General features: G+C 38.6%; 14 protein-coding genes. 5 read left to right on the top strand and 9 right to left on the bottom strand.

All coding sequences use genetic code 11. The features are described 5' to 3' along the window. Nucleotides 1-566: 566 nt before the first annotated feature. The 3 genes from BT1A1_RS15360 (at nucleotide 567) to BT1A1_RS15350 (ending at nucleotide 4,429) form a co-directional block, all read left to right on the top strand. Complete coding sequence (locus BT1A1_RS15360; RefSeq protein ID WP_034772930.1) at nucleotides 567-1,355, top strand: (S)-acetoin forming diacetyl reductase; 789 nt, start codon at nucleotides 567-569, stop codon at nucleotides 1,353-1,355. A gap of 435 nt (nucleotides 1,356-1,790) precedes the next feature. Continuing rightward, on the top strand, nucleotides 1,791-3,089 hold the full coding sequence (locus BT1A1_RS15355) for a GntP family permease (RefSeq protein ID WP_034772927.1): 1,299 nt from the start codon (nucleotides 1,791-1,793) through the stop codon (nucleotides 3,087-3,089). A 203-nt stretch (nucleotides 3,090-3,292) separates the two neighbouring features. Further along, entirely contained in the window at nucleotides 3,293-4,429 is a 1,137-nt protein-coding gene (locus BT1A1_RS15350; protein WP_034772925.1) for a glycerate kinase family protein, read from the top strand. 108 nt (nucleotides 4,430-4,537) lie between these two features. Here BT1A1_RS15350 and BT1A1_RS15345 read toward each other — a convergent pair whose 3' ends face one another. The 4 genes from BT1A1_RS15345 to pruA all read right to left on the bottom strand — a co-directional run bounded on the left by BT1A1_RS15345 (nucleotide 4,538) and on the right by pruA (nucleotide 10,226). After that, on the bottom strand, nucleotides 4,538-5,566 hold the full coding sequence (locus BT1A1_RS15345; RefSeq protein WP_034772923.1) for a CdaR family transcriptional regulator: 1,029 nt from the start codon (nucleotides 5,564-5,566) through the stop codon (nucleotides 4,538-4,540). Between the two features lie 104 nt (nucleotides 5,567-5,670). After that, nucleotides 5,671-7,155 (bottom strand): sodium/proline symporter PutP, encoded by a 1,485-nt coding sequence (gene putP / locus BT1A1_RS15340; protein ID WP_034772921.1) that lies wholly within the window; start codon nucleotides 7,153-7,155, stop codon nucleotides 5,671-5,673. Between the two features lie 394 nt (nucleotides 7,156-7,549). Beyond that, nucleotides 7,550-8,554 (bottom strand): proline dehydrogenase family protein, encoded by a 1,005-nt coding sequence (locus BT1A1_RS15335; RefSeq protein ID WP_034772919.1) that lies wholly within the window; start codon nucleotides 8,552-8,554, stop codon nucleotides 7,550-7,552. A 124-nt stretch (nucleotides 8,555-8,678) separates the two neighbouring features. Then, a complete protein-coding gene (pruA, locus tag BT1A1_RS15330; protein ID WP_034772917.1) occupies nucleotides 8,679-10,226 on the bottom strand; it encodes an L-glutamate gamma-semialdehyde dehydrogenase in 1,548 nt (515 codons plus the stop codon). Between the two features lie 351 nt (nucleotides 10,227-10,577). Between pruA and BT1A1_RS15325 the strand changes: the two genes are divergently transcribed. Continuing rightward, nucleotides 10,578-11,948, top strand: a complete 1,371-nt coding sequence (locus tag BT1A1_RS15325; RefSeq protein ID WP_034772915.1) for a sigma-54 interaction domain-containing protein — start codon at nucleotides 10,578-10,580, stop codon at nucleotides 11,946-11,948. A 305-nt stretch (nucleotides 11,949-12,253) separates the two neighbouring features. Here the strand turns inward: BT1A1_RS15325 and BT1A1_RS15320 are convergent, their stop codons facing one another. From BT1A1_RS15320 to BT1A1_RS15300, 5 genes are all read right to left on the bottom strand, one after another. After that, the gene (locus BT1A1_RS15320) at nucleotides 12,254-14,182 is read right to left on the bottom strand and encodes a BglG family transcription antiterminator (protein ID WP_034772912.1); all 1,929 of its coding nucleotides are present in this window, start codon (nucleotides 14,180-14,182) and stop codon (nucleotides 12,254-12,256) included. A 125-nt stretch (nucleotides 14,183-14,307) separates the two neighbouring features. Further along, complete coding sequence (locus BT1A1_RS15315) at nucleotides 14,308-15,696, bottom strand: glycoside hydrolase family 1 protein (protein ID WP_034772911.1); 1,389 nt, start codon at nucleotides 15,694-15,696, stop codon at nucleotides 14,308-14,310. A gap of 71 nt (nucleotides 15,697-15,767) precedes the next feature. After that, complete coding sequence (locus tag BT1A1_RS15310; RefSeq protein ID WP_034772936.1) at nucleotides 15,768-16,073, bottom strand: PTS sugar transporter subunit IIA; 306 nt, start codon at nucleotides 16,071-16,073, stop codon at nucleotides 15,768-15,770. 257 nt (nucleotides 16,074-16,330) lie between these two features. Then, nucleotides 16,331-17,611, bottom strand: a complete 1,281-nt coding sequence (celB, locus tag BT1A1_RS15305) for a PTS cellobiose transporter subunit IIC (protein ID WP_034772909.1) — start codon at nucleotides 17,609-17,611, stop codon at nucleotides 16,331-16,333. Nucleotides 17,612-17,658: 47 nt separating this feature from the next. After that, the gene (locus BT1A1_RS15300; protein ID WP_034772907.1) at nucleotides 17,659-17,967 is read right to left on the bottom strand and encodes a PTS sugar transporter subunit IIB; all 309 of its coding nucleotides are present in this window, start codon (nucleotides 17,965-17,967) and stop codon (nucleotides 17,659-17,661) included. A 1,384-nt stretch (nucleotides 17,968-19,351) separates the two neighbouring features. On the opposite strand from BT1A1_RS15300, the gene BT1A1_RS15295 reads away from it, so the two are divergent. Beyond that, nucleotides 19,352-20,230: an ROK family protein gene (locus tag BT1A1_RS15295; protein WP_034772933.1), complete on the top strand. Its 879-nt coding sequence runs from the start codon at nucleotides 19,352-19,354 to the stop codon at nucleotides 20,228-20,230. The last annotated feature ends 494 nt before the right edge of the window (nucleotides 20,231-20,724 follow it).

Raw genomic sequence — 20,724 nt, 5'->3', positions numbered from 1 at the left:
CCTCTCTTAGCTGTCGTTTTGTCCCATAGGGAAGGCACGTCTAGCTTCTATGAGACATTTTTTCCATTCTTTCAAAGCAATTTGTCCCATAGCGGCATTCTATGGGACAGTTTTTCATGTTTTAGCTGAAATTTTGTCTCATAGGGAAGGTACCGCTCGCTTCTATGAGACATTTTTTTCATTTTTTCAAAGCAATTTGTCCCATAGCGTCGTTCAATGGGACAGTTTTCCCTGTTTTAGCTGCGGTTTTGTCCCATAGGGAAGGCACGTCTAGCTTCTATGAGCCATTTTTTTCATTTTTTCAAAGCAATTTGTCCCATAGCAGCATTCAATGGGACAGTTTTCCCTGTTTTAGCTGTCGTTTTGTCCCATAGGGAAGGTACTGCTCGCTTCTATGAGCCATTTTCCCTCTTTTTTTAAAGCAATTTGTCTCATAGAAAACAATCTAAACAATTTTCCCCAATTTATTTCGATTTTGTGAATTATATAACTTATTATTGAAAAAATTGCCCCAGAGGTCTAAAGTGAAAGAGTAGTAATTTTTCATGTGAAAGGGGAATAATAAAATGTCTGATAGTAGAGTTTTAGGAAAAGTAGCTTACGTAACAGGTGCTGGTCAAGGGATTGGAAAGGCAATAGCAGAACGGCTGGCAAAGGATGGTTTTGCAGTTTCATGTGCAGACTTTAACATAGATGCAGCAAACCAAGTTGCTGATGGAATAAATAAAAACGGTGGAAAAGCCATTGCTGTAAAAGTGGATGTTTCTGATCGTGATCAAGTTTTCAATACAGTTAAAGAAACCGTTGAAAAATTAGGCGGATTGGATGTTGTTGTAAACAATGCAGGTATTGGACCGTCAACACCAATTGAAGAAATCACCCCAGAAATTTACCGAAAAGTTTTTGATATCAATGTCGGTGGAACACTTTGGGGAATCCAAGCTGCAGTTGCCGCCTTCAAAAAATTAGGGCATGGCGGTAAAATCATAAATGCATCCTCTCAAGCCGGTCAAGTGGGAAATCCGGATCTAGCAGTTTATGGTGGAACAAAATTTGCTATTCGTGGAATTACACAAACAGCAGCACGTGATTTAGCCCATCTTGGAATAACAGTAAATGCTTATTGTCCGGGAATTGTAAAAACACCAATGATGATGGGGATTGCAAAAGAAGTCGCTGATGCTGCCGGCAAACCATTTGAATGGGGTTTGAATCAATTTGCGCAAAATATTACATTGAAACGTCTTTCTGAACCGGAAGACGTAGCCGCTTGTGTATCTTATTTAGCTGGTCCGGACTCCGATTATATGACCGGTCAAGCATTAATTATCGATGGCGGTATGGTATTTAATTAATTTTATTCATTGGAAATAATGAACAATAAAACCTGCGATGGGAAACTGTCGCAGGTTTTTTGTGTATTGGATAAGTAAACCAATGGTGGGATATTTTGATAGGGATAAGTGAAAACGCAATGATAGAAGAGAAACAATACCTTTAAGTAACTATCCTATCAACGTCTATATTCAAGAGATAATTGTAAATATACTGGCACCAATGCAAAATTTCATTGTGCAAATGCCCAAAAAAGTTCGTTGTTTTATCAATTGTTAACGGTTTTATATTTTAATATAATTTAAACGTATTCAATAAAAGCGCTTTTATGACAAGGTATTTGTGAAAGGATTAACAAAATTTAGCTTACTTGGGTTTTTTAGTAGAATTTTACATTTTGTGCAATCTCATAAAAATTCTTAAATAAAGTTGTATTGAAATGAGGAGGTTTTCATATGGAAGCAATTCATATTAGCTGGATTGGCGCTTTAAGCGGTTTATTGTTGGCAATTATTTTCATATTATTTAAATTATCACCTACCTATTCATTAATATTGGGAGCAATTGCGGGCGCTTTCATTGGTGGCGCGGGTTTTTCGGATTCAGTTTCGATATTGATTTCAGGAACACAAAGCGTCATGGGTACCGTTGTCCGGATTATTGCTGCCGGTGTTTTTGCCGGTGTGATGATGGAATCAGGCGCTGCTGAAACAATTGCTAAGGTAATTGTTGATAAACTTGGTGGAACGAAAGCGATGCTCTCCTTAGCATTAGCAACGATGATTATTACAGCGGTGGGTGTCTTTATACCGGTTGCGGTTTTGATTGTCGCTCCAATCGCTTTATCTGTCGGAAACAAAATGGGTTACTCTAAAGTGGCATTACTTGTTGCATTATCCGGTGGAGGAAAAGCAGGAAATATTATTTCACCAAACCCGAATACGATTGCAGCTGCGGGCGGTTTTAACCTTGATGTAAACCAAGTAATGCTCGCTGGTTTCGTCCCTGCAGTTTTTGGTGTCATTGTTACTGTACTTCTTGCATCAAGAATTAAATTTAAAGGTACAAAAGTAACGGATCTTGAGGTAGCTGAATTGGAAAAAGCTAATACGACAAATTTGCCATCTTTTTCAAAAGCATTGATTACCCCAATTATTGCGATTGTTCTTTTAATGATCAGTCCGGTTGGTTCGATACTCGGTGTTGATTTCCTAGCAAATTTGAAAATTGATTCCTTATTTATTTTACCATTTGCGGCTGTTGTTGGATCAATTGCCTTAGGAAAGAAAAAGCAAATCTTGGACTACTGCTCAGCCGGCTTAGACCGAATGACACCAACAATCTTAATTATTATTGGTGCAGGTGCGATTGGTGGGTTAATTACAGCCTCTAATTTACCTGAAAAAGTAGTATCCCTTGTCGAGGCTTCCGGTATTTCCGGAGTGTTCTTAGCACCAATTGCAGGGACATTAATGGCGGCCGCTACAGCTTCTACATCAACAGGTGTAATTTTGGCAACCGGATCATTCTCACAAGCAATATTAAATACAGGTGTGGCACCGCTATCAGCAGCAGTTATGACACATGCCGGGGCTACAGTAATTGACCACTTGCCGCATGGAACCTACTTCCACGTTACTCGAAATGCAATGAACATAAGTATGAAAGATAGAATGACTGTGGCTTTATATGAAAGCATTGTCGGTTTAACAATGACAATCGTTGCAACAATTCTTTACGGATTTATTTTATAGGCGCTATTAAATTTGGTTGTTGATCACCGCTCAAGTACTCACATTCAGTGGGGCATGTGGTAAGCCTTGTGGGGCAATAGCTTAATGGTGTCTTTACTGTCCAGCTAGTCCCACAGGTATCTATGCCTTCTACTCCAAACAACAATCAGTCAAAATCAAAATCATTCTTTGACAAAACAATTTTATTCTAGGGGTGACGGTAGATGGGGAAAGTATTTGTATTAGCTCCGGATTCATTTAAAGAAAGTATGACGGCAAAAGAAGTATGTGAAGCAATGGAAATTGGAATTAAAAGAGCGATTCCTGATGCTGAATGTATTCATGTTCCAATGGCAGACGGCGGTGAAGGGACCGTTCAATCGCTTATTGATGCAACGGGTGGAACTTTAGAGAAAAAAGAAGTGACCGGACCGCTCGGTACAAAAGTGGTTGCCGGGTACGGTATTCTTGGTGATGGCAAAACAGCTGTCATTGAGATGGCGGCTGCAAGTGGGATTCATTTTGTTACGAAAGAAACGAAAAACCCGTTAATTACTACGACTTATGGAACCGGTGAATTGATTAAGGATTGTATCGAGCAAGGCATTACTGATATTATTTTAGGAATTGGCGGAAGTGCGACAAATGATGGCGGTACGGGTATGGCAGCCGCTCTTGGTTATAAATTTTTGGATGAAGATGGAAAAGAGTTGAAACTTGGCGGTGGCTTTTTAGATAGGCTCGCCACCATCGACACGTCTAATGTGATTCCCGGATTGAGAGATGTTCATATTTTGGTCGCATCAGATGTAACGAACCCATTATGTGGCGAACATGGTGCATCCAGAGTTTTCGGTCCGCAAAAAGGAGCCACACCTGAGATGGTGGAAATTCTCGATAATAATTTACGACACTATGCACAAGTGGTGAAAGATCAGCTTGGTATTGACGTGCTTAATGTACCCGGTGCCGGTGCTGCCGGGGGTCTCGGTGCAGGATTACTTGCTTTTACAAATGCCACGATGAAAAAAGGAATTGAAATTGTTATCGAATATACAAACTTAAAAGAAAAGCTTCGACATGCAGATTATTGTTTTACAGGTGAGGGCGGCATCGATTTTCAAACAAAATTTGGGAAAACCCCCTATGGAGTTGCAAAAGTTGCAAAAAGTGTGAACCCAAATATGAAAGTGATTGCCTTAGCGGGTTATATTGGCAAAGATGTTGAGGTACTGTATGAAGAAGGTTTTGACGCAATTTTTGGAATCGTTCCGGGCGCTGCCGAACTTAGTACATTATTAAAACAAGGTTCAGAGAACGTTGCTCGGACAGCGGAAAGTGTGGCACGATTGTTGCGATAAAGAACAGAACAACCATTAAAAAAGAGCCGGTAACGTATTGAACCCGGCTTTTTTCAGATACCGGCAGGTCGGAATACCCTTAATTTGCTTAACCTTGCAAATGTTTCTCTACTTTATCCGGTTGATTAAAATAAAAAGCAGTTCAACAAGTTCTAATATATTTTTCGGATCTTTGCCAGTGATTTTTTGGATTTTTTCCAATCGGTAATTTAGCGTGTTTCTGTGTATGTTTAGGAGACCGGCAGCTTCATTGGAATTTAAGTTTGAATTCAGGTAAACTTGCAGTGTTTTGCACAGCTCCTCATTTTTTTCGAGCAATGTGGTTATTTTTTCAATACTCCTGTTTTGCTTAAGCCATTCCGAAATATCTGCAATGACTTCACAATCGGTATAGAAAATTATTTTTTTGTCAGAAAATAGTCCTCTCAAAACACGCATGGCTGATTTTGCCTGAATATAACCGTTGGAAGGTCGATCATTGACTCCGCTAATTGATATCCGCACGTCCTGATTCTGTTTTTGTATCCTAGTGATGAGTGGATCCACCAGTTCTATTTCTTGTACGACAATACAAATCGAATCATTGGTAATTTTAAAAGTAGGTAGGTCATTTAGATTTATTTCATCGATGTTTGATTGGGATTCCACGTAGACAATTTGCGATGGCTTGTTTAACTCAAGGCCATAAACTTTCGCTTGTTCCGCCAGTTCCTTTGTATAGAGTGTATCCGTATCCATAATTCGATTAAAAAGGTCGTATTTCCGCTTTTCTTCTTGATTGGCTTTCTCCAAAGCTACACTTTGTTCAATTAATAAAATCACAGTTGACCTAACAAGATTTCCGAACGGCCGCGTCTCTCCAATTTCTCCGCTAATTCCGACCACCCCAATAATGTCCCCATTCATTTCAATCGGTAAATTAATCCCTTTTTTGACAAACTCCTCATCTTTCTTAATCTCGACTGCTTTTCTATACCTAATCGCATCGACAGCCCCATGGTGCAAGATACCAATCCGTTCTTTATTCCCACTTCCGATAATTACCCCATTTTTATCCATAATATTGATATTATAAGGAATATCCTTCATCATTTTGTTAACTATCATTTGAGCTAAATTTGCGGTTAATTTATACATTTTATACCACCTGAATAAGGAAATTAAATTCTTTTCTTATTATTATAACCTTAAAATGAAATCAGTAGGGGAAAGTCGATTCTCCTACTGATTGAATTTAACCTTTATTCGTGCTCTTCCTTTAATAACCGCAATGTCTCATCAAACTCTTTTTCCACTTCCGGAATTGATTTATACGTCATTTTACTGACAAGGACGGCAACAATCAGATTCAAGATAAATCCCGGTACGATTTCATAGAGGTAATCTGAAAGGAATGAATTGCCCCATACGAAAACAGTAATTGCTCCGGTGATCATTCCTGAGAGGGCACCTTGACTTGTGAATTTCCTCCAATATAGGGAAAGAAGCACAGTTGGTCCAAATGCTGCACCAAATCCGGCCCATGCAAAAGCAACCAAGTTCAAAATCGTGTCAGATTTCTCCCAAGCGAAAATTCCGGCAATAATTGCGATCACGAGAACCGCGATTCTCCCTAGGAAAATATAGGTTTTTTGATCTGCATCTGATTTAAAGATCGCTTTATAAATATCTTCCACCAAAGCGGAAGAGGTCACGATTAACTGTGAAGAAACAGTACTCATAATAGCTGCAAGGACGGCGGATAGTAGAATCCCGGCGATGAATGGGTGGAATAAAATTTGTCCCATTTGTATAAAGACCGCCTCAGAATCTATTAATTTCACATCGGCATGTTTTTGGAAATAAGCAACACCTACTAACGCTGTTGCTGCTGCACCTGCCAACGTTAAAATCATCCAGCCTATCCCGATTCTACGAGCTTGCTTAATTTCTTTTGCAGACTTGATGGCCATGAAACGTACAATAATATGAGGCTGTCCAAAATAACCCAGTCCCCATGCCAGAGATGAGATAACCCCTGTTGCCGTAGCTGTTGCGGTTAAACTTAATAAGTTCGGATCAAAAGATTTAATTGTTTCAATCGTTTCACCGATTCCACCTGTGACAAATACTCCGATAATAGGTACCGAAACAAGGGCAAGGAACATAATCGTACCTTGAACAAAGTCAGTGTAACTTACAGCAAGGAAGCCTCCAAATAACGTATAAAGTACGATAACTCCACCAACGACAAGAAGACCTAAATGGTAATCATAACCGAAAGAGCTTTCAAAAAATACGCCCCCTGCGACAAGTCCGGAAGATACATAGAATGTAAAATAGACTAAAATGATAATTCCTGTTACTATGCGTAATATTTTTGCATTTTCCTTAAAGCGGTTATCAAAAAAACTTGGAATTGTAATAGAATCATTTGATACATGGGTGTATACGCGTAGGCGTGGAGCAACAAGCCTCCAGTTAAACCAAGCCCCGATCGTAAGTCCAATGGCAATCCAGCCTTCAACGAGACCGGAAACATAAATCGCTCCGGGAAGGCCCATCAATAACCATTGGGACATATCAGCCGCCCCGGCGCTCAGTGCTGAAACTGCGGGACCGAGACTTCTTCCCCCTAACATATAATCATTTAAATTGAAAATACGGCGGTACGCATAAAAGCCAATTCCGATCATTCCGAGGAAATAAATGATAACCGCCAATAGTTGATACATAGTATCCGTCATATTATCTCTCCTTTGATGAATGATTTGCTGATGGTCACCCAAAAAGGTTGTGCACAAAAAATACACTAGATATAGTATTAATTATCATTTGTACAACAAAAGGTGTTGTATTAAGTAGAGGCAAAAGTTTTTAAAATATGTGCTTTTTGAGTGTCGTTTATTATATGATATATAATCACATAAACATTAGAATATTTTTGTTTTTTCTGAATAATATTTCCAAACTATGAGGTGTTTTCAAAGAAGCCCTTTGTTCGTTTCATTTTTTCCTTTTCAAAAAGGAATAGATCACTGCAAGACCCGAAAAAAAGCCTTGCAGGATCTGTTTTTATTGTTAACTACGAATATGAAATACTCAATCACTATTCTTTTATAAAAATATATCAATGTCTTACTACTTTCCGCTGTTTTTTCTTTTTCTTAATAGGCAAAGGAATGTAGCAGCCCCTGCCGCAATGACAAGCGGTTTTTTCTTCAGCTTGTTATTGCTATCATAAAATACATCCTTGACAATCAGGTTTATGTTTTGCGGACGTTCAGCCAAGCGGCGCATATAATAGCCGAACCAGTCCGTTCCAAAAGGGATATACGTACAAAATCGATAACCCTCCGCAGCTAAATTATATTGTAATTCTGTGCGAAAACCGTATAACATTTGGAATTCGAATTTATCATGGCTAATATTATTTTCTTTAATAAACGCTTTCAATTCATTGATAATATTGTGATCATGGGTTGCAATTGAGGTAAATGCATCCCCTAAAAGACGTTTTTTTGCCAGTTTAAGATAGTTTCGGTCAATTTCAGCTTTTGACTGGTATGCGACCGCTTCACTTTCTTTGTATGCCCCTTTTACAAGACGAATTCGAACGTCTTTCAACTGTTCGAGGTCTTCTTCTGCTCGATATAAATAAGCTTGCATAACCGTTCCCACATTTTCAAACTCTTCCCGTAATGTTTGAAGAATGCGAAGTGTCTGCTCATAACGGGAATAATCTTCCATGTCAATATTCACGAAAATCCCAAACTTTGAAGCTGCTTCCATAATTTTCCTCATATTGTCGATGCAAAATTGCTCATCTATATCAAGGCCTAGCTGCGTTAATTTTACGGAAACGTGACAATCTAAATTTTCTTCGTTAATTCGATTAAGAAGACGGATGATATTGTTTGTTGTTCTCATTGCTTCTTCCCGGTCTGATACAAATTCCCCAAGATTGTCAACGGTTCCGCTAATACCGTAACGATTTAATTTTTTAATTGTTCTTGTCACGCTATTTAAGTCGGTTCCTGCCACAAACTTATCGGCACCGAATTTAAATCCCCACTTTTTAGCGGATTCATTTAATAATTTGTTTTGGGATAAACTGTAAAAAAAGTCTTTTGTCAAATTCGTCATTTTGTTTTCCCTCTTTCTAACAAACAGGTTTCGGAAAGGGGCTGTTTTTTAAAAGTTGCTATTCAACATAAGCTTTAGCTATGAGGCTCATCTTGATTTAGACAGTCCCTTTCCAAATAGTAGATTAAAACATTTCAGAAACAACTTTTGCTTCCATAAAATGTTGTAAATAATCAGGACCTCCTGCTTTTGAATCGGTTCCGGACATTTTAAAACCGCCAAAAGGTTGGTAACCAACGATCGCCGCAGTACATCCACGGTTAAAATAAAGATTGCCAACGTGGAATTCATAACGGGCACGTTCTAAATGTTCCCGATTTCTGGAAATGACGGCTCCTGTTAAACCGTAGTCGGTGTTATTGGCAATTTCAAGCATTTCATCAAAGTTTTTCGCTTTTGTAAAGGCCACAACCGGTCCGAAAATTTCCTCTTGCATGATTCGTGCATTTGGATCCAGGTCTTTGAAAATCGTTGGATGAACAAAATAACCTTTTGAATCATCTGCTTCTCCGCCATAAACAAGTTTTCCTTCCGATTTTCCTGTTTCAATATAATCTTTAATTTTGTCAAATTGTTTTTGATTGATAACCGGGCCAACGTATATATTACCTTCAGATGGACTGCCAATGGAAAGTTGTTTCGTAAGAGCGACAACTTTTTCCAACAATTCTTCATATACATTTTCGTGGGCTACGACTCTTGAGCAGGCTGAGCATTTTTGACCGGAGAAGGCAAAAGCCGAGTAAACAATGGCATCCACAGCCAGGTCAAGATCGCTATCATCGTCAACAATAATCGTATCTTTGCCTCCCATTTCAGCAATCACTCGTTTTAAATGTTTTTGCCCTTCTTGGACTACAGCTGCCCGCTCAAAAATTCGGACTCCGGTTGCACGGGATCCCGTAAAGTTAATGAATCTTGTTTCCTTATGATCGACTAAGTAATCGCCTATTTCTAAAGGATCACCGGGAACAAAATTGAGCACTCCTTTAGGAAGACCGGCTTCTTCCAAAATTTCTACGAGCTTGTAAGCAATAACAGGAGTATTTTCTGAAGGCTTCAATAATACTGGGTTACCGGCTACAATCGGTGCAGCCGTCGTTCCGCAAACAATCGCAAAGGCGAAATTCCAAGGCGGAATAACAACACCAGGGCCCATCGGTTGATAGAAGAAATCGTTATGCTCGTTTTGCCGGTGATTCATCGGCTTCCCTTTTGCCAGCTCAAGCATCTGCCGGGCGTAATATTCTAAAAAGTCAATTCCTTCCGCAGTGTCGGCATCGGCTTGATCCCATGGTTTGCCTGCATCGTAAACAAGCCATGCGGAGATTTCGTGTTTTCTTCTCCGGGTAATGGCAGCCGCTTTAAACAGTACATTCGCCCGGGCAAACGGTGTCATTTTTCTCCAAGTTTGAAACGCTTCGAGAGCGGCATTCATTGCTTGATCAATATGTTCTTTCGTTGCTTTGGATACTTTTCCAATAACTTGTGCTTTATTGCCTGGATTTACGGAAACGAGTTTGTCATCTGTATAAATTCGTTCACCATTAATTACTAAAGGGTATTCTTTTCCCAGTTCTCCTTCAACTTTTTTCAAGGCAGCTTCGAATTCTTTTATATTTGCCACGTCTGTAAAATCCGTTAAAGGTTCATGTTTGAAAGGTAAAACCATAAAAATCATTCCTCCCCTTATTTATTTTCGTGAAGAAAGCATTCAACAGCAGAACTTTTCCTTCAGTCTGCCATTCTTAACAGTGGCCACCTGTACTTATGGGCGGCAAATATCAAGACACAATACCGCCACCACTGTGAAAAGTCGACACAAATCGTCAACTCCTAATTTAATTATGCAAGAGGTATGCCAACTTTTATATCTCTATGTATTTGTCACAAAACTGCTATAAAATGAGATTTTTAGAAAATAGATTTGCAGACAAAAAGAGGTAAACTGTAAACTTTCTTTACAAAGGTGTAAAGGAAAGTGTAAAATTAATTTACAATGTAAAGGGGGAGGGGGGGAAAAATGTCGAATGAAAGAAATATATTAGAAACTTTATTGTCAACCGAGGAAGATGCCATCACAATTATTAACAAGGACAAGAAAGTCATTTTCTGGAATGAGTCGGCTGTGCACACATACAACATTGAAAAAGACCAAATCTTAAACAAGGATATTACCAATTTTTTTCATGATGAGGATTTAATGGTGTTAAAAGTTTTAATAACAAAGAAACCTGTAAGAAACACTTACCACCGTCCGCGTAAAGGTAAGCATGTCGTTATTAATGCCTCACCTATATTCAATAATCAAAACGAGTTGATTGGTGCGGTGTCTGTGGAACGGGACATTACCCAAATTGTAAAACTGAACGATAATCTTGTCATGACAACAGCCGAGCTGAATGAGTTAAGGCAAAAGGTTATTACAGACAGAGATGAAAACCCTTTCTCAAAAATGGTTGGAAAAAGCAAGGCCCTGCAAGATACGATCCAAATTGCCAGCAAAGCGGCAAAAACCGATGCCACGACCTTAATCCTTGGGGAAAGCGGAACGGGAAAAGAAATTTGTGCCCGGGCCATTCACGAATCCAGTTCCAGAAAAAACGGTCCCTTTATACCGGTTAATTGTGGAGCCATCCCAAACTCTTTATTTGAAAGTGAATTATTCGGATATGAAGGAGGGGCCTTTACTGGAGCGGAAAAAAATGGCAAGGCAGGAAAGATTGAAATGGCCGATGGGGGGACACTTTTCCTTGATGAAGTAGGGGAACTTCCATTGGACATGCAAGTAAAACTTCTTCGTGTTCTGCAAGAAAACTGGATCTACCGTATTGGTGATTCAAAAGGAAAAAAAGTGAATGTCCGCTTTATTGCCGCAACGAATCAAAATTTGGAGCGCCTTATCCAAGAGAAAAAATTCCGAGAAGATTTATTTTACCGGCTAAATGTCATCCAGCTTACGATGCCTCCCCTGCGTAACAGGGCTGGGGATATCCCGGAGTTGATAGAATTTTTTTTGAAGCAATTTGCAAATAAATATCAAGTGCCGGTCCCGATTGTCAAACACGATGCCCTCCAAATGCTTCATCAGTACCAATGGCCGGGAAATATCCGTGAATTACGTAATTTATGTGAGCGAATTGTGATTTTATCAGAGAAACAGACGGTGGATAAAGAAGATCTTTCAAGTTATTTTCAAAATATGGTTCAAGAAACCAATCCGCCCCAAATCGAAATTACCGATTCCTTTCCGGGGAAAGAAGAGATGGAAAGGAGGTTGATTGAAGAAGCTATAAGTTGGTCCAACGGCAATAAATCAAAAGCAGCAAAAAAATTAGGGATATCGCGGGTGACATTATATAATAAAATGAAGAAATATGGATTGAACGGGTAATTTTTCTAAACCGAAAGCGGAACGGTGTTAAAAGCAAATTGTCAGATACAAGACCCCACTTCAAAGATTTAGAGGAATAGAAAATTGCTAAGGTGGGGTCGCTACTTGCATAACCCATAACGATCTTTGGGTACGGACTAAGAAGAGATTCCATGATCGACACGGTTCAGCCTTCTTTTAAAACATCCTCCGAAAAATCTAAACCTGCATTCGCCATTTTTTGTGTCATCTTTCTCCGCTCTAGAAATTGCCTGTCCTTTTTCCTTTCCCAATTCCTTCTTTTCTACCTCATTACAGGTGTTTCACTATTCCCTAATCACATGAATAAAGTCCTCATATGTTTTTGCCTTTAAAATATTTTGTACCATTGCTTTGTTTTCAATGAATTTCCCCAACAGGTCATACATTTCCTGCAAATCCTCCTGGCTGTCTTTTTTTACACATAACAAAAAGATGATTTGAACAGGTGTTTCGCTCCAGATAATCGGTTTTACCAACGTACAGACAACCACAAAGGTTTTCTTTGTTTTTGGGGTGATCGGGTGTGGAATCGCCACTAAATTCCCAAATGCAGTCGGCGCAACTTTCTCTCTTTCGTAAATCGCCTCGAGAAAAGTATCATCGACTAACCCTTTATCCAATAAAAAATCACTTAAAAATTCAAGCGCTCTTTCTTGGGTATCCAATTTTTCTTTTAAAAAAGTTAAGTCCTTATGAAAATATGACAAAATAGGTTGTCTTGTATTTTGGTTGACAATAAATTTTTCTATCGATTTTAAATCCTGCTCTTTTAAAACGGCATTGACTTCAATGACCGGGATGTGAAAAGATTCTTGAATAGGGATTGAACTGACAATAAAATCAATACCATTTAAATTCATTTGCTTCAGTTTATAGTATTCCGTTGTTCCGACAACTTCTAGATTGTGACCAAAATATGATTTCAGTCGATAAAAAATGAGTTGGGCTGTACCTAAACCGGAAGCACAGACAACAAGACACCGCTTTGGACCGGATTGCAATTTTTTCCTTTCAATCGCTGCACCAAAATGTAAGGCAAGATAGCCGATTTCATTCTCATCCATCTCAATTCCGGTATATTCTTTGACGGCAATTCCTGCAATAATGCCGGCTTCATAGGCAAGTGGGTAATTGTTTTTAATATCCTGCAGCATGGGATTACGAATGTTCATTCCGAATTTAATTCGATTGACAGCCGGTTTTAAATGTAAACTTAGCCCCAAGATAAGCTCCTGGTCGTTCTGAATACCCAGCTCTAATTGTTCTTCAATTTTTTCTAAAACAAAATGCACAAGATGTAGAATCTCATCGTTAATAACATGATCGACCTGACTTTTTGTTTGGGAAAGTAATTTAGTCCCGAGCAAGTGCATGGCAATATAGGCGATTTCTTGCTGTGGAAATTTTACATGGTAGTAATTTTCAACGTCGGCCGCGATTTCTGTTGCTACTTGGTATTCTTTCTGTTGCTTGATTTCCTCGATTTCTGAATGCACCAGTACTACATGATGACCGCTAACGATTCGCTTATAAGCAATTGCAATGTGAATACATAAATTATTTATGGCAATATCTGACATTGAGATTTGATGTTTTTGTATTTGCTTCAGAATAATTTTATGAATTTGGTCGATATCTTCTTTGGAAATGGATGAAAAAGGTGTATCGACAAGTGTATTTGTATGGTCATCGTTTCGGTCAAATAAGTATTCTGACAGGCAAAATCGTAATTTAATTTCACTGCCGCTCGCTTTAATACCAAAATTAGGCTTAGATTTTAAAACAATGCCGTATTCATCAAAAATTTGCTTAACCGTTTTCAAATCAAGTTGAATGGTCGATTTACTAATATATAATTCATCAGCTAAATCATCTAATTTTTCATACCGGTTACTTAATAAAAGCCTTCTAATAAGATAGGCAACTCGTTCTTCCGGTGTAGAGGGAATATACTCTTGTCCAATTTGTTCAACTGAAATGGATTGCAAAAATTTACGAAAAGCTTTTTCATCTGAAATTTCCAACTTGTAGCCTTTTGCGATTATCGGAACAATTTTTGCCCCGTGGTTATTTAAAATTGCATCCAAATTTTTTATATCTTCTCTTGTCGTCCGGGTTGTCACTTGGTTCAGATTTGCGAGATAATTGCCGGTAATCGGTTGATCAACTGCGTACAGTTCTCGTAAAATGTTTTTCATCCGGGAATTTAACAATGAAAAGTCCCCCTCTAATTTTCTGTTATTCAAAAAGGTTCCAGTCTTATGGTAACCGGAACCAAACTAAGCAGCGATATTTCTATACAATATATTTTGTCCCGCCTATTATTATAGACAGAAAACTAGAATCCGTTGTTTTCTGCCACTGATTTAAACCAGTAAGCACTTTTCTTCGGTGTCCTTTTTTGCGTTTCTATATCAACGGAGATAAACCCGTACCGATTCTTGTAGGCATTTGACCAGGACCAATTGTCCATGAATGTCCAGAGGTGATAACCTTTAACGTTACAACCTTCTTGTATAGATTTATGCAACCATTGTAAGTGACCTTTAATAAATTCAATACGGTAGTCATCCTGAATTTGGCCGTCTTTTAAGTATCGTTCTTCGTTTTGGACACCCATTCCGTTTTCGGAAATAAAGGATTCGATATTGCCGTAGTTTTCTTTTAAGTTGATCATAATATCGTAAATCCCTTTTTCATAAATTTCCCAGCCCCGATATGGGTTCATTTTTCGACCGGGCATTTCATAGTAATCAAAGAACCAATCCGGCATGAATGGGCTGTACGGATTCGGTAAATGTTCTTTGGCTTTGACTCGTCGTGGTTGGTAATAATTAACACCAAGAAGATCAACTGTATTGTTTTTAATGAGCTCGAGGTCTTCTTCACCGATAGCCGGTAATTGCCCATGTTCCCTTAAAATTTCGACCAACTCTTCCGGATACTCACCTAAAACTGCCGGATCCAAGAAGCTTCGATTGAAAAATAAATCACAGATTCTGGAAGCTTTTAAATCATACGGATTTTGACTTCGCGGATAAGACGGGGTTAAATTTAAAATAATCCCGATTTTTGAGTCGGCAAAATTGAATGTACGGAAGGCTTCAATCGCTTTTGCATTTGCTACAATGGTATGATAAGCAACTTGGGCAGCCCGTTTAAAATCAACGATATTTGGATAATGGAAATCGTATAAATAACCACCTTCAACAGGTACGATCGGTTCGTTAAAAGTAAACCATTTTTTCACGCGGTCACCAAACAACTGAAAGCACTGAATGGCATAAGTGCGATAAGCTTCTACAACTTCCCGGCTTTCCCAACCACCTTTATTTTGCAACTCCAACGGCATATCAAAGTGATACAGATTAACAAATGGTTCGATCCCATTTGCGATTAATTCATTGATGACATTGTTATAAAATTTTACTGCTTCCGGATTCACTTTCCCACGGCCACTCGGAATAAGTCTTGACCAAGAGATGGAAAGACGGAAGGAATTATGACCGATTTCTTTCATTAATTTAATATCTTCTTTATATTGGTGGTAAAAATTGGACGTGGTTTCGGGACCAATATTATCAAAGAAGCGATTAGGCTCAATTTCATACCAATAATCCCAAATATTTTTTCCTTTTCCGCCTTCATTTGCGGCTCCTTCAATTTGTGTAGCAGATGTGGCACTTCCCCACCAAAAACCTTCTGGAAACTTGTATTGAATCGTCATTTGTGAACCTCCCTTATTTGATGCGGTAAATTTCAATGCTTCCGGCTTAGAATAGATGCGGTTGTTGTCAATTATTTATTACGATAGATTTCAATGATTTCAATGGCTAGGTCGCGAACAGTCATTGCTGTCATCAAATGGTCTTGAGAATGAACGAGAATAATATTTATACTTTGTTCATTTCCACTTGCTTCCTCTTGAAGAAGTTTTGTTTGGAAACCATGGGCTTTACTGAGTTCATTACCTGCTTCTTCAATAAGACGGTTTGCCTCATTAAAATTGCCTTTCTTTGCTTCTTGAATGGCTTCCATAGCACAAGAACGGCCATTTCCGGCATATAAAATGATTTGAAACGAAATTTCTGTGATTTTGTCCATTGTTTTCATGCCTTTCACTCCACCATATCGGCTTTCTATATTTTACCAAAATAAAAGCAATAAGTTAATTTTGCCCTTTTCATTGAACCGGAAATCAACAACAGGTTCAATTGGTCAATCTTTTAAAGAGAATGGGTTCTTACCCTTATAAGCTCGGCGGATGGTGGTGAGGGCCCTGCCGTCCGAGGGCTTATAATCCAATTTGTCCGTTCTACCATCTGAATGTAGGCAAGATCCCATTCAATAGTTGTTAAATATTATTTCTTTGCCTTTTCGTTTTCATAGTAATTTTTATCCATAATTTTTAGAAATGGCCACCAAATTGCCATAACAATGAGCAGGTTCACAATTTGTAGAACGGCCCCTCTCCACGAGTTACCGGTTGCCAAAAATCCGCTAATTCCGATTGGTGTTGTCCATGGTACGATAATTCCTGCCGGTTTCGGAACAATTCCGGTAGCCATTGCAAAGTAAGTGACTGCAGTGACAACGACTGGGGCCAATAACCAAGGGAAAATGGCTAACGGATTCATAATAATCGGCAAACCAAAGATAATTGGTTCGTTAACGTTAAAGATTCCGGCCGGCCCCCCTAGTTTGCCAAGTTCTTTTACTTGGCGGCTCTTACCAATTAAAAAGATGAGAAGAATAACTGCTAGCGTCATTCCTGTTCCACCCATACCAACGAGGAAAGTATCAATAAATTGTTTTGTGATTACGTTGGGTAGTTCTGTTCCTGCTTGGAATGCTTTTAAGTTTTCATCATTTAATGTATACCAAATTGGGTCAAATACCGAGTTGATAATAATTTGTCCGTGTAAACCGAAGAACCAGAAAATTTGACATAACAGTACGGCTAAAATCGTGGCCGGTAAGCTTGATCCTAAAGCGGTTAACGGTTCTTGAATAATTGTATATATAAAGTTTTGCACCGTATCGAATGGTGTAAAGCTAAATAGAATTCGAATGACTAGGAAAACTGATAATGTTAATGTAATCGGAATAAGTGCACTAAATGAACGGGATACTGCTTCCGGAACTCCAGGGGGCATTTTAATTGTCCAATTTTTATTGACAAAATACCGATAAAGTTCTGCGGCAATAAATGCAGTGAATATACCTAAGAACATTCCTTGAGCACCAAGAATAGCTGTTGGAATAACACCGGTTACGCCGTCTAATTCTTGTGGATTTAAAATAAGGAATGCAGCGACAGCAACAACACCACCGTAAATCGCTTCTCCACCGTAACTTTGCGTTAATTTATACCCGATTCCGATGATAACAAAGAGCCCCATAATACTAAGTGTTGCAGCAGATGCCGGTCCCAATGCATTTTGATAGGCAGTATAGGCATCTTCCCCAAGTAATTTATCAAGGAATGGAAAGTTAGCGATTACAACAAAGATTGAGCCAAAGATAATTAGCGGCAAAGCAACCATAAATCCATCCCGTAAAGCTGTTAAATAACGGTTATTATTTAACTTATCGGCAATTGGCAAAAGCATGTTCTCTAAAAACTCCATAAACTTATTCATGACAAGATCTCTCCCTCATATTTTTATTTTTTTTAGAGCTTTATAATTTATTTATCCATTAATTGTAAAGCTTTGTTAAGAACGGCTTCTCCATCAATACGACCATAAGCAACAGGATCGATAACTTCTATAGGAATCCCGACTTTTTCGGCAACTGCGGTAAATTTCTTTTTCATGAATCTCATTTGCGGCCCGATTAAAAGAACATCTGCATGTTCCATCTCAGTTGGAGCTTTGTCTTGAGCAACAGCCCAAATCTCTGCTTCAATACCTCTTGCCTCTGCTACCTCCTTCATTTTTGACACCAATAAACTAGTAGACATACCGGATGAACAGGCTAATAATATTCTTTTCATGATAGAACCTCCATTAAAGTTAAATTTATTTTGATTGCCTTAGCAGTATTATGTGATTTTCTTTACACTTTTATCGTACAGGAAAAGCGCTTACACCTTAACACATAAAATTTCCGTCTTAAGAAGGAAATGATTAAATGAGGGGAAATGGAAAAAATTAGAAGTAATCAATAGAAACCACTGAAAAGTAATTCGGATATGTTTACTTTTTAAAAATATAGTAGAGTAGACTACGAAAATACATCTAAATGTGGCGTTAAGCAAGATTATTTAGCACATTCTCATTAATTTGTTCGTGAGCGCCGCTTTATTAGACAGTATTTGTTGATTGAACCACGGTTTTGTCCATGAGCGCCGTTCTATTGGACATTTTTTGCTAATCGACTCCTCATTTTGTCCATGAGCGCCGTTCTATTGGACATTTTTTGCTGATTGACCACTCATTTTGTCCATGAGAACCGTTCTATTGGACAATTTTTGCTGATCGACTCCTCATTTTGTCCATGAGAACCGTTCTATTGGACAATTTTTGCAGATTGACCACTCATTTTGTCCATGAGCGCTGTTCTATTGGACATTTTTTGCTGATTGCCTCTTCATTTTGTCCGCGAGAGCCACTCTATTGGACATTTTTTGCAGATTGCCTCCTCATTTTGTCCGTGAGAACCGTTCTATTGGACAATTTTTGCAGATTGCCTCCTCATTTTGTCCATGAGAACCGTTCTATTGGACATTTTTTGCAGATTGCCTCCTCATTTTGTCCATGAGCGCCGTTCTATTGGACATTTTTTGCTGATTGCCTCCTCATTTTGTCCGTGAGAACCGTTCTATTGGACATTTTTTGCAGATTGCCTCCTCATTTTGTCCATGAGCGCCGTTCTATTGGACAATTTTTGCAGATTGCCTCCTCATTTTGTCCATGAGCGCCGTTCTATTGGACAATTTTTGCAGATTGCCTCCTCATTTTGTCCGTGAGAACCGTTCTATTGGACAATTTTTGCAGATTGACCACTCATTTTGTCCGCGAGAGCCACTCTATTGGACATTTTTTGCTGATTGACCACTCATTTTGTCCGCGAGAGTCGCTCTATTGGACAGTTTCCTCTAATTGTTTCACTACTTGTCCGTGAAAGTCGTTCGAGTCCACTGAAAAAGTGCTAAATCTTACCGAACACCTATACAAATGTATATTATAATCAATTTTCTATATATTGTGGTAGCAACTTTTTTTCGAATAGTTTTTCAGTGGAAGAATCCATTTACAGTAATTTTATAATAAAGTAAAATTAGTGTATTACTCCAATGATTAGATTAGGGTTACCAAAATAAAAGAGAGTAAAAAGATATGTGTATAAATATTTAATGGCAGGAGCTGATGCAAATGATTCTAGGATCTATTGAAGCAGGCGGAACAAAGTTTGTTTGTGGCATTGGGAATGAACAAGGAGAAGTATTGGAGCGGATATCGATTCCGACAAAAACACCGGATGAAACCATTCCTGAAGTAATCGAATTTTTTAAAAAACGAAAAGTGGAGGCCATCGGAATTGGCACGTTTGGTCCTATTGATGTGAAAAAATCGAGTCCAACCTATGGTCATGTTTTAAATACACCGAAACTGGCTTGGCAAAATTATCCGTTTTTCCAGACTGTGTTGGACGAATTACAAGTGCCGACCGGTTTTACGACAGATGTCAACGCGGCGGCACTTGGTGAATATCAATTTGGCGCTGCAAAAGGGCTAGACAGTTGTCTCTATATTACCGTAGGCACCGGAATTGGAGCGGGAGCAGTCGTGAACGGCGAGTTGCTTGAAGGATTGTCACATCCGGAAATGGGTCATATTATTGTCAGACGTCATCCGGATGATCACTTTGAAGGGAATTGTCCATTCCACAAAGATTGTTTTGAAGGCTTGGCAGCAGGCCCGGCGATTGAAAAAAGATGGGGGAAAAAGGGTATCGAAATGACTGACCGAAAAGAAGTTTGGGAAATGGAAGCTTATTATATCGCACAAGCTTTAGTCCAGTATATTATGATTCTTGTTCCAGAAAGAATTGTAATCGGGGGCGGTGTTGCTCACCAAGAATCCATTTTCCCACTGGTTCGAGAAAATGTAAAATCGTTGTTAAATGGTTATTTCACCCATCAAGAGTTAAACGAAAACATTGCCGATTATATTGTCGCACCAGGTTTAAAAGATAATGCCGGATTGGTTGGGGGATTGGTGTTGGCAAGACATGCACTGGAAGAAGAGGGATAGAGGCTAATTATAAACGGATATGGATATATTGTTTTTTCATTAATATGTTTTGTCACTTACTCATTGGGTTTCCCTGTCATATTCTCTAATCATATTGAAAGCAACGAGATAACGAAATGTGATCGGATGGACTTTGTACTTTGACGATAAATATGCAGAAGTCGATGCCTGAGATAAGGGAAAAGGTATTAATAAAGACATCCTATCTTCTCCTCGTATTCTATTTTTTATTTATATTAAAAGGTAAGATTATCATTTTTCTTTCTTGATTCTTAAAAGGTTCTTAAGAATTCAACGTGAAAAATCCCTATGGGGGATGTGATCGGTTTGATTGGCCGATATTCTTTCCATAAGCTACTCCTCCATATCATAACAACGCCGACACATGACCATAAAACAAAGTTGACAATTTAACTTTATAATAATCGCCAGTATATAAACGCTCCTAGACTTGTGTTTTTTTTTGCCTAAAAGATAGGAATTAATGAGATAAT

It is taken from the genome of Caldibacillus thermoamylovorans, assembly GCF_000751775.1.
GTDB lineage: Bacteria > Bacillota > Bacilli > Bacillales > Caldibacillaceae > Caldifermentibacillus > Caldifermentibacillus hisashii.
This window is presented reverse-complemented; position numbering and strand designations above follow the sequence as displayed.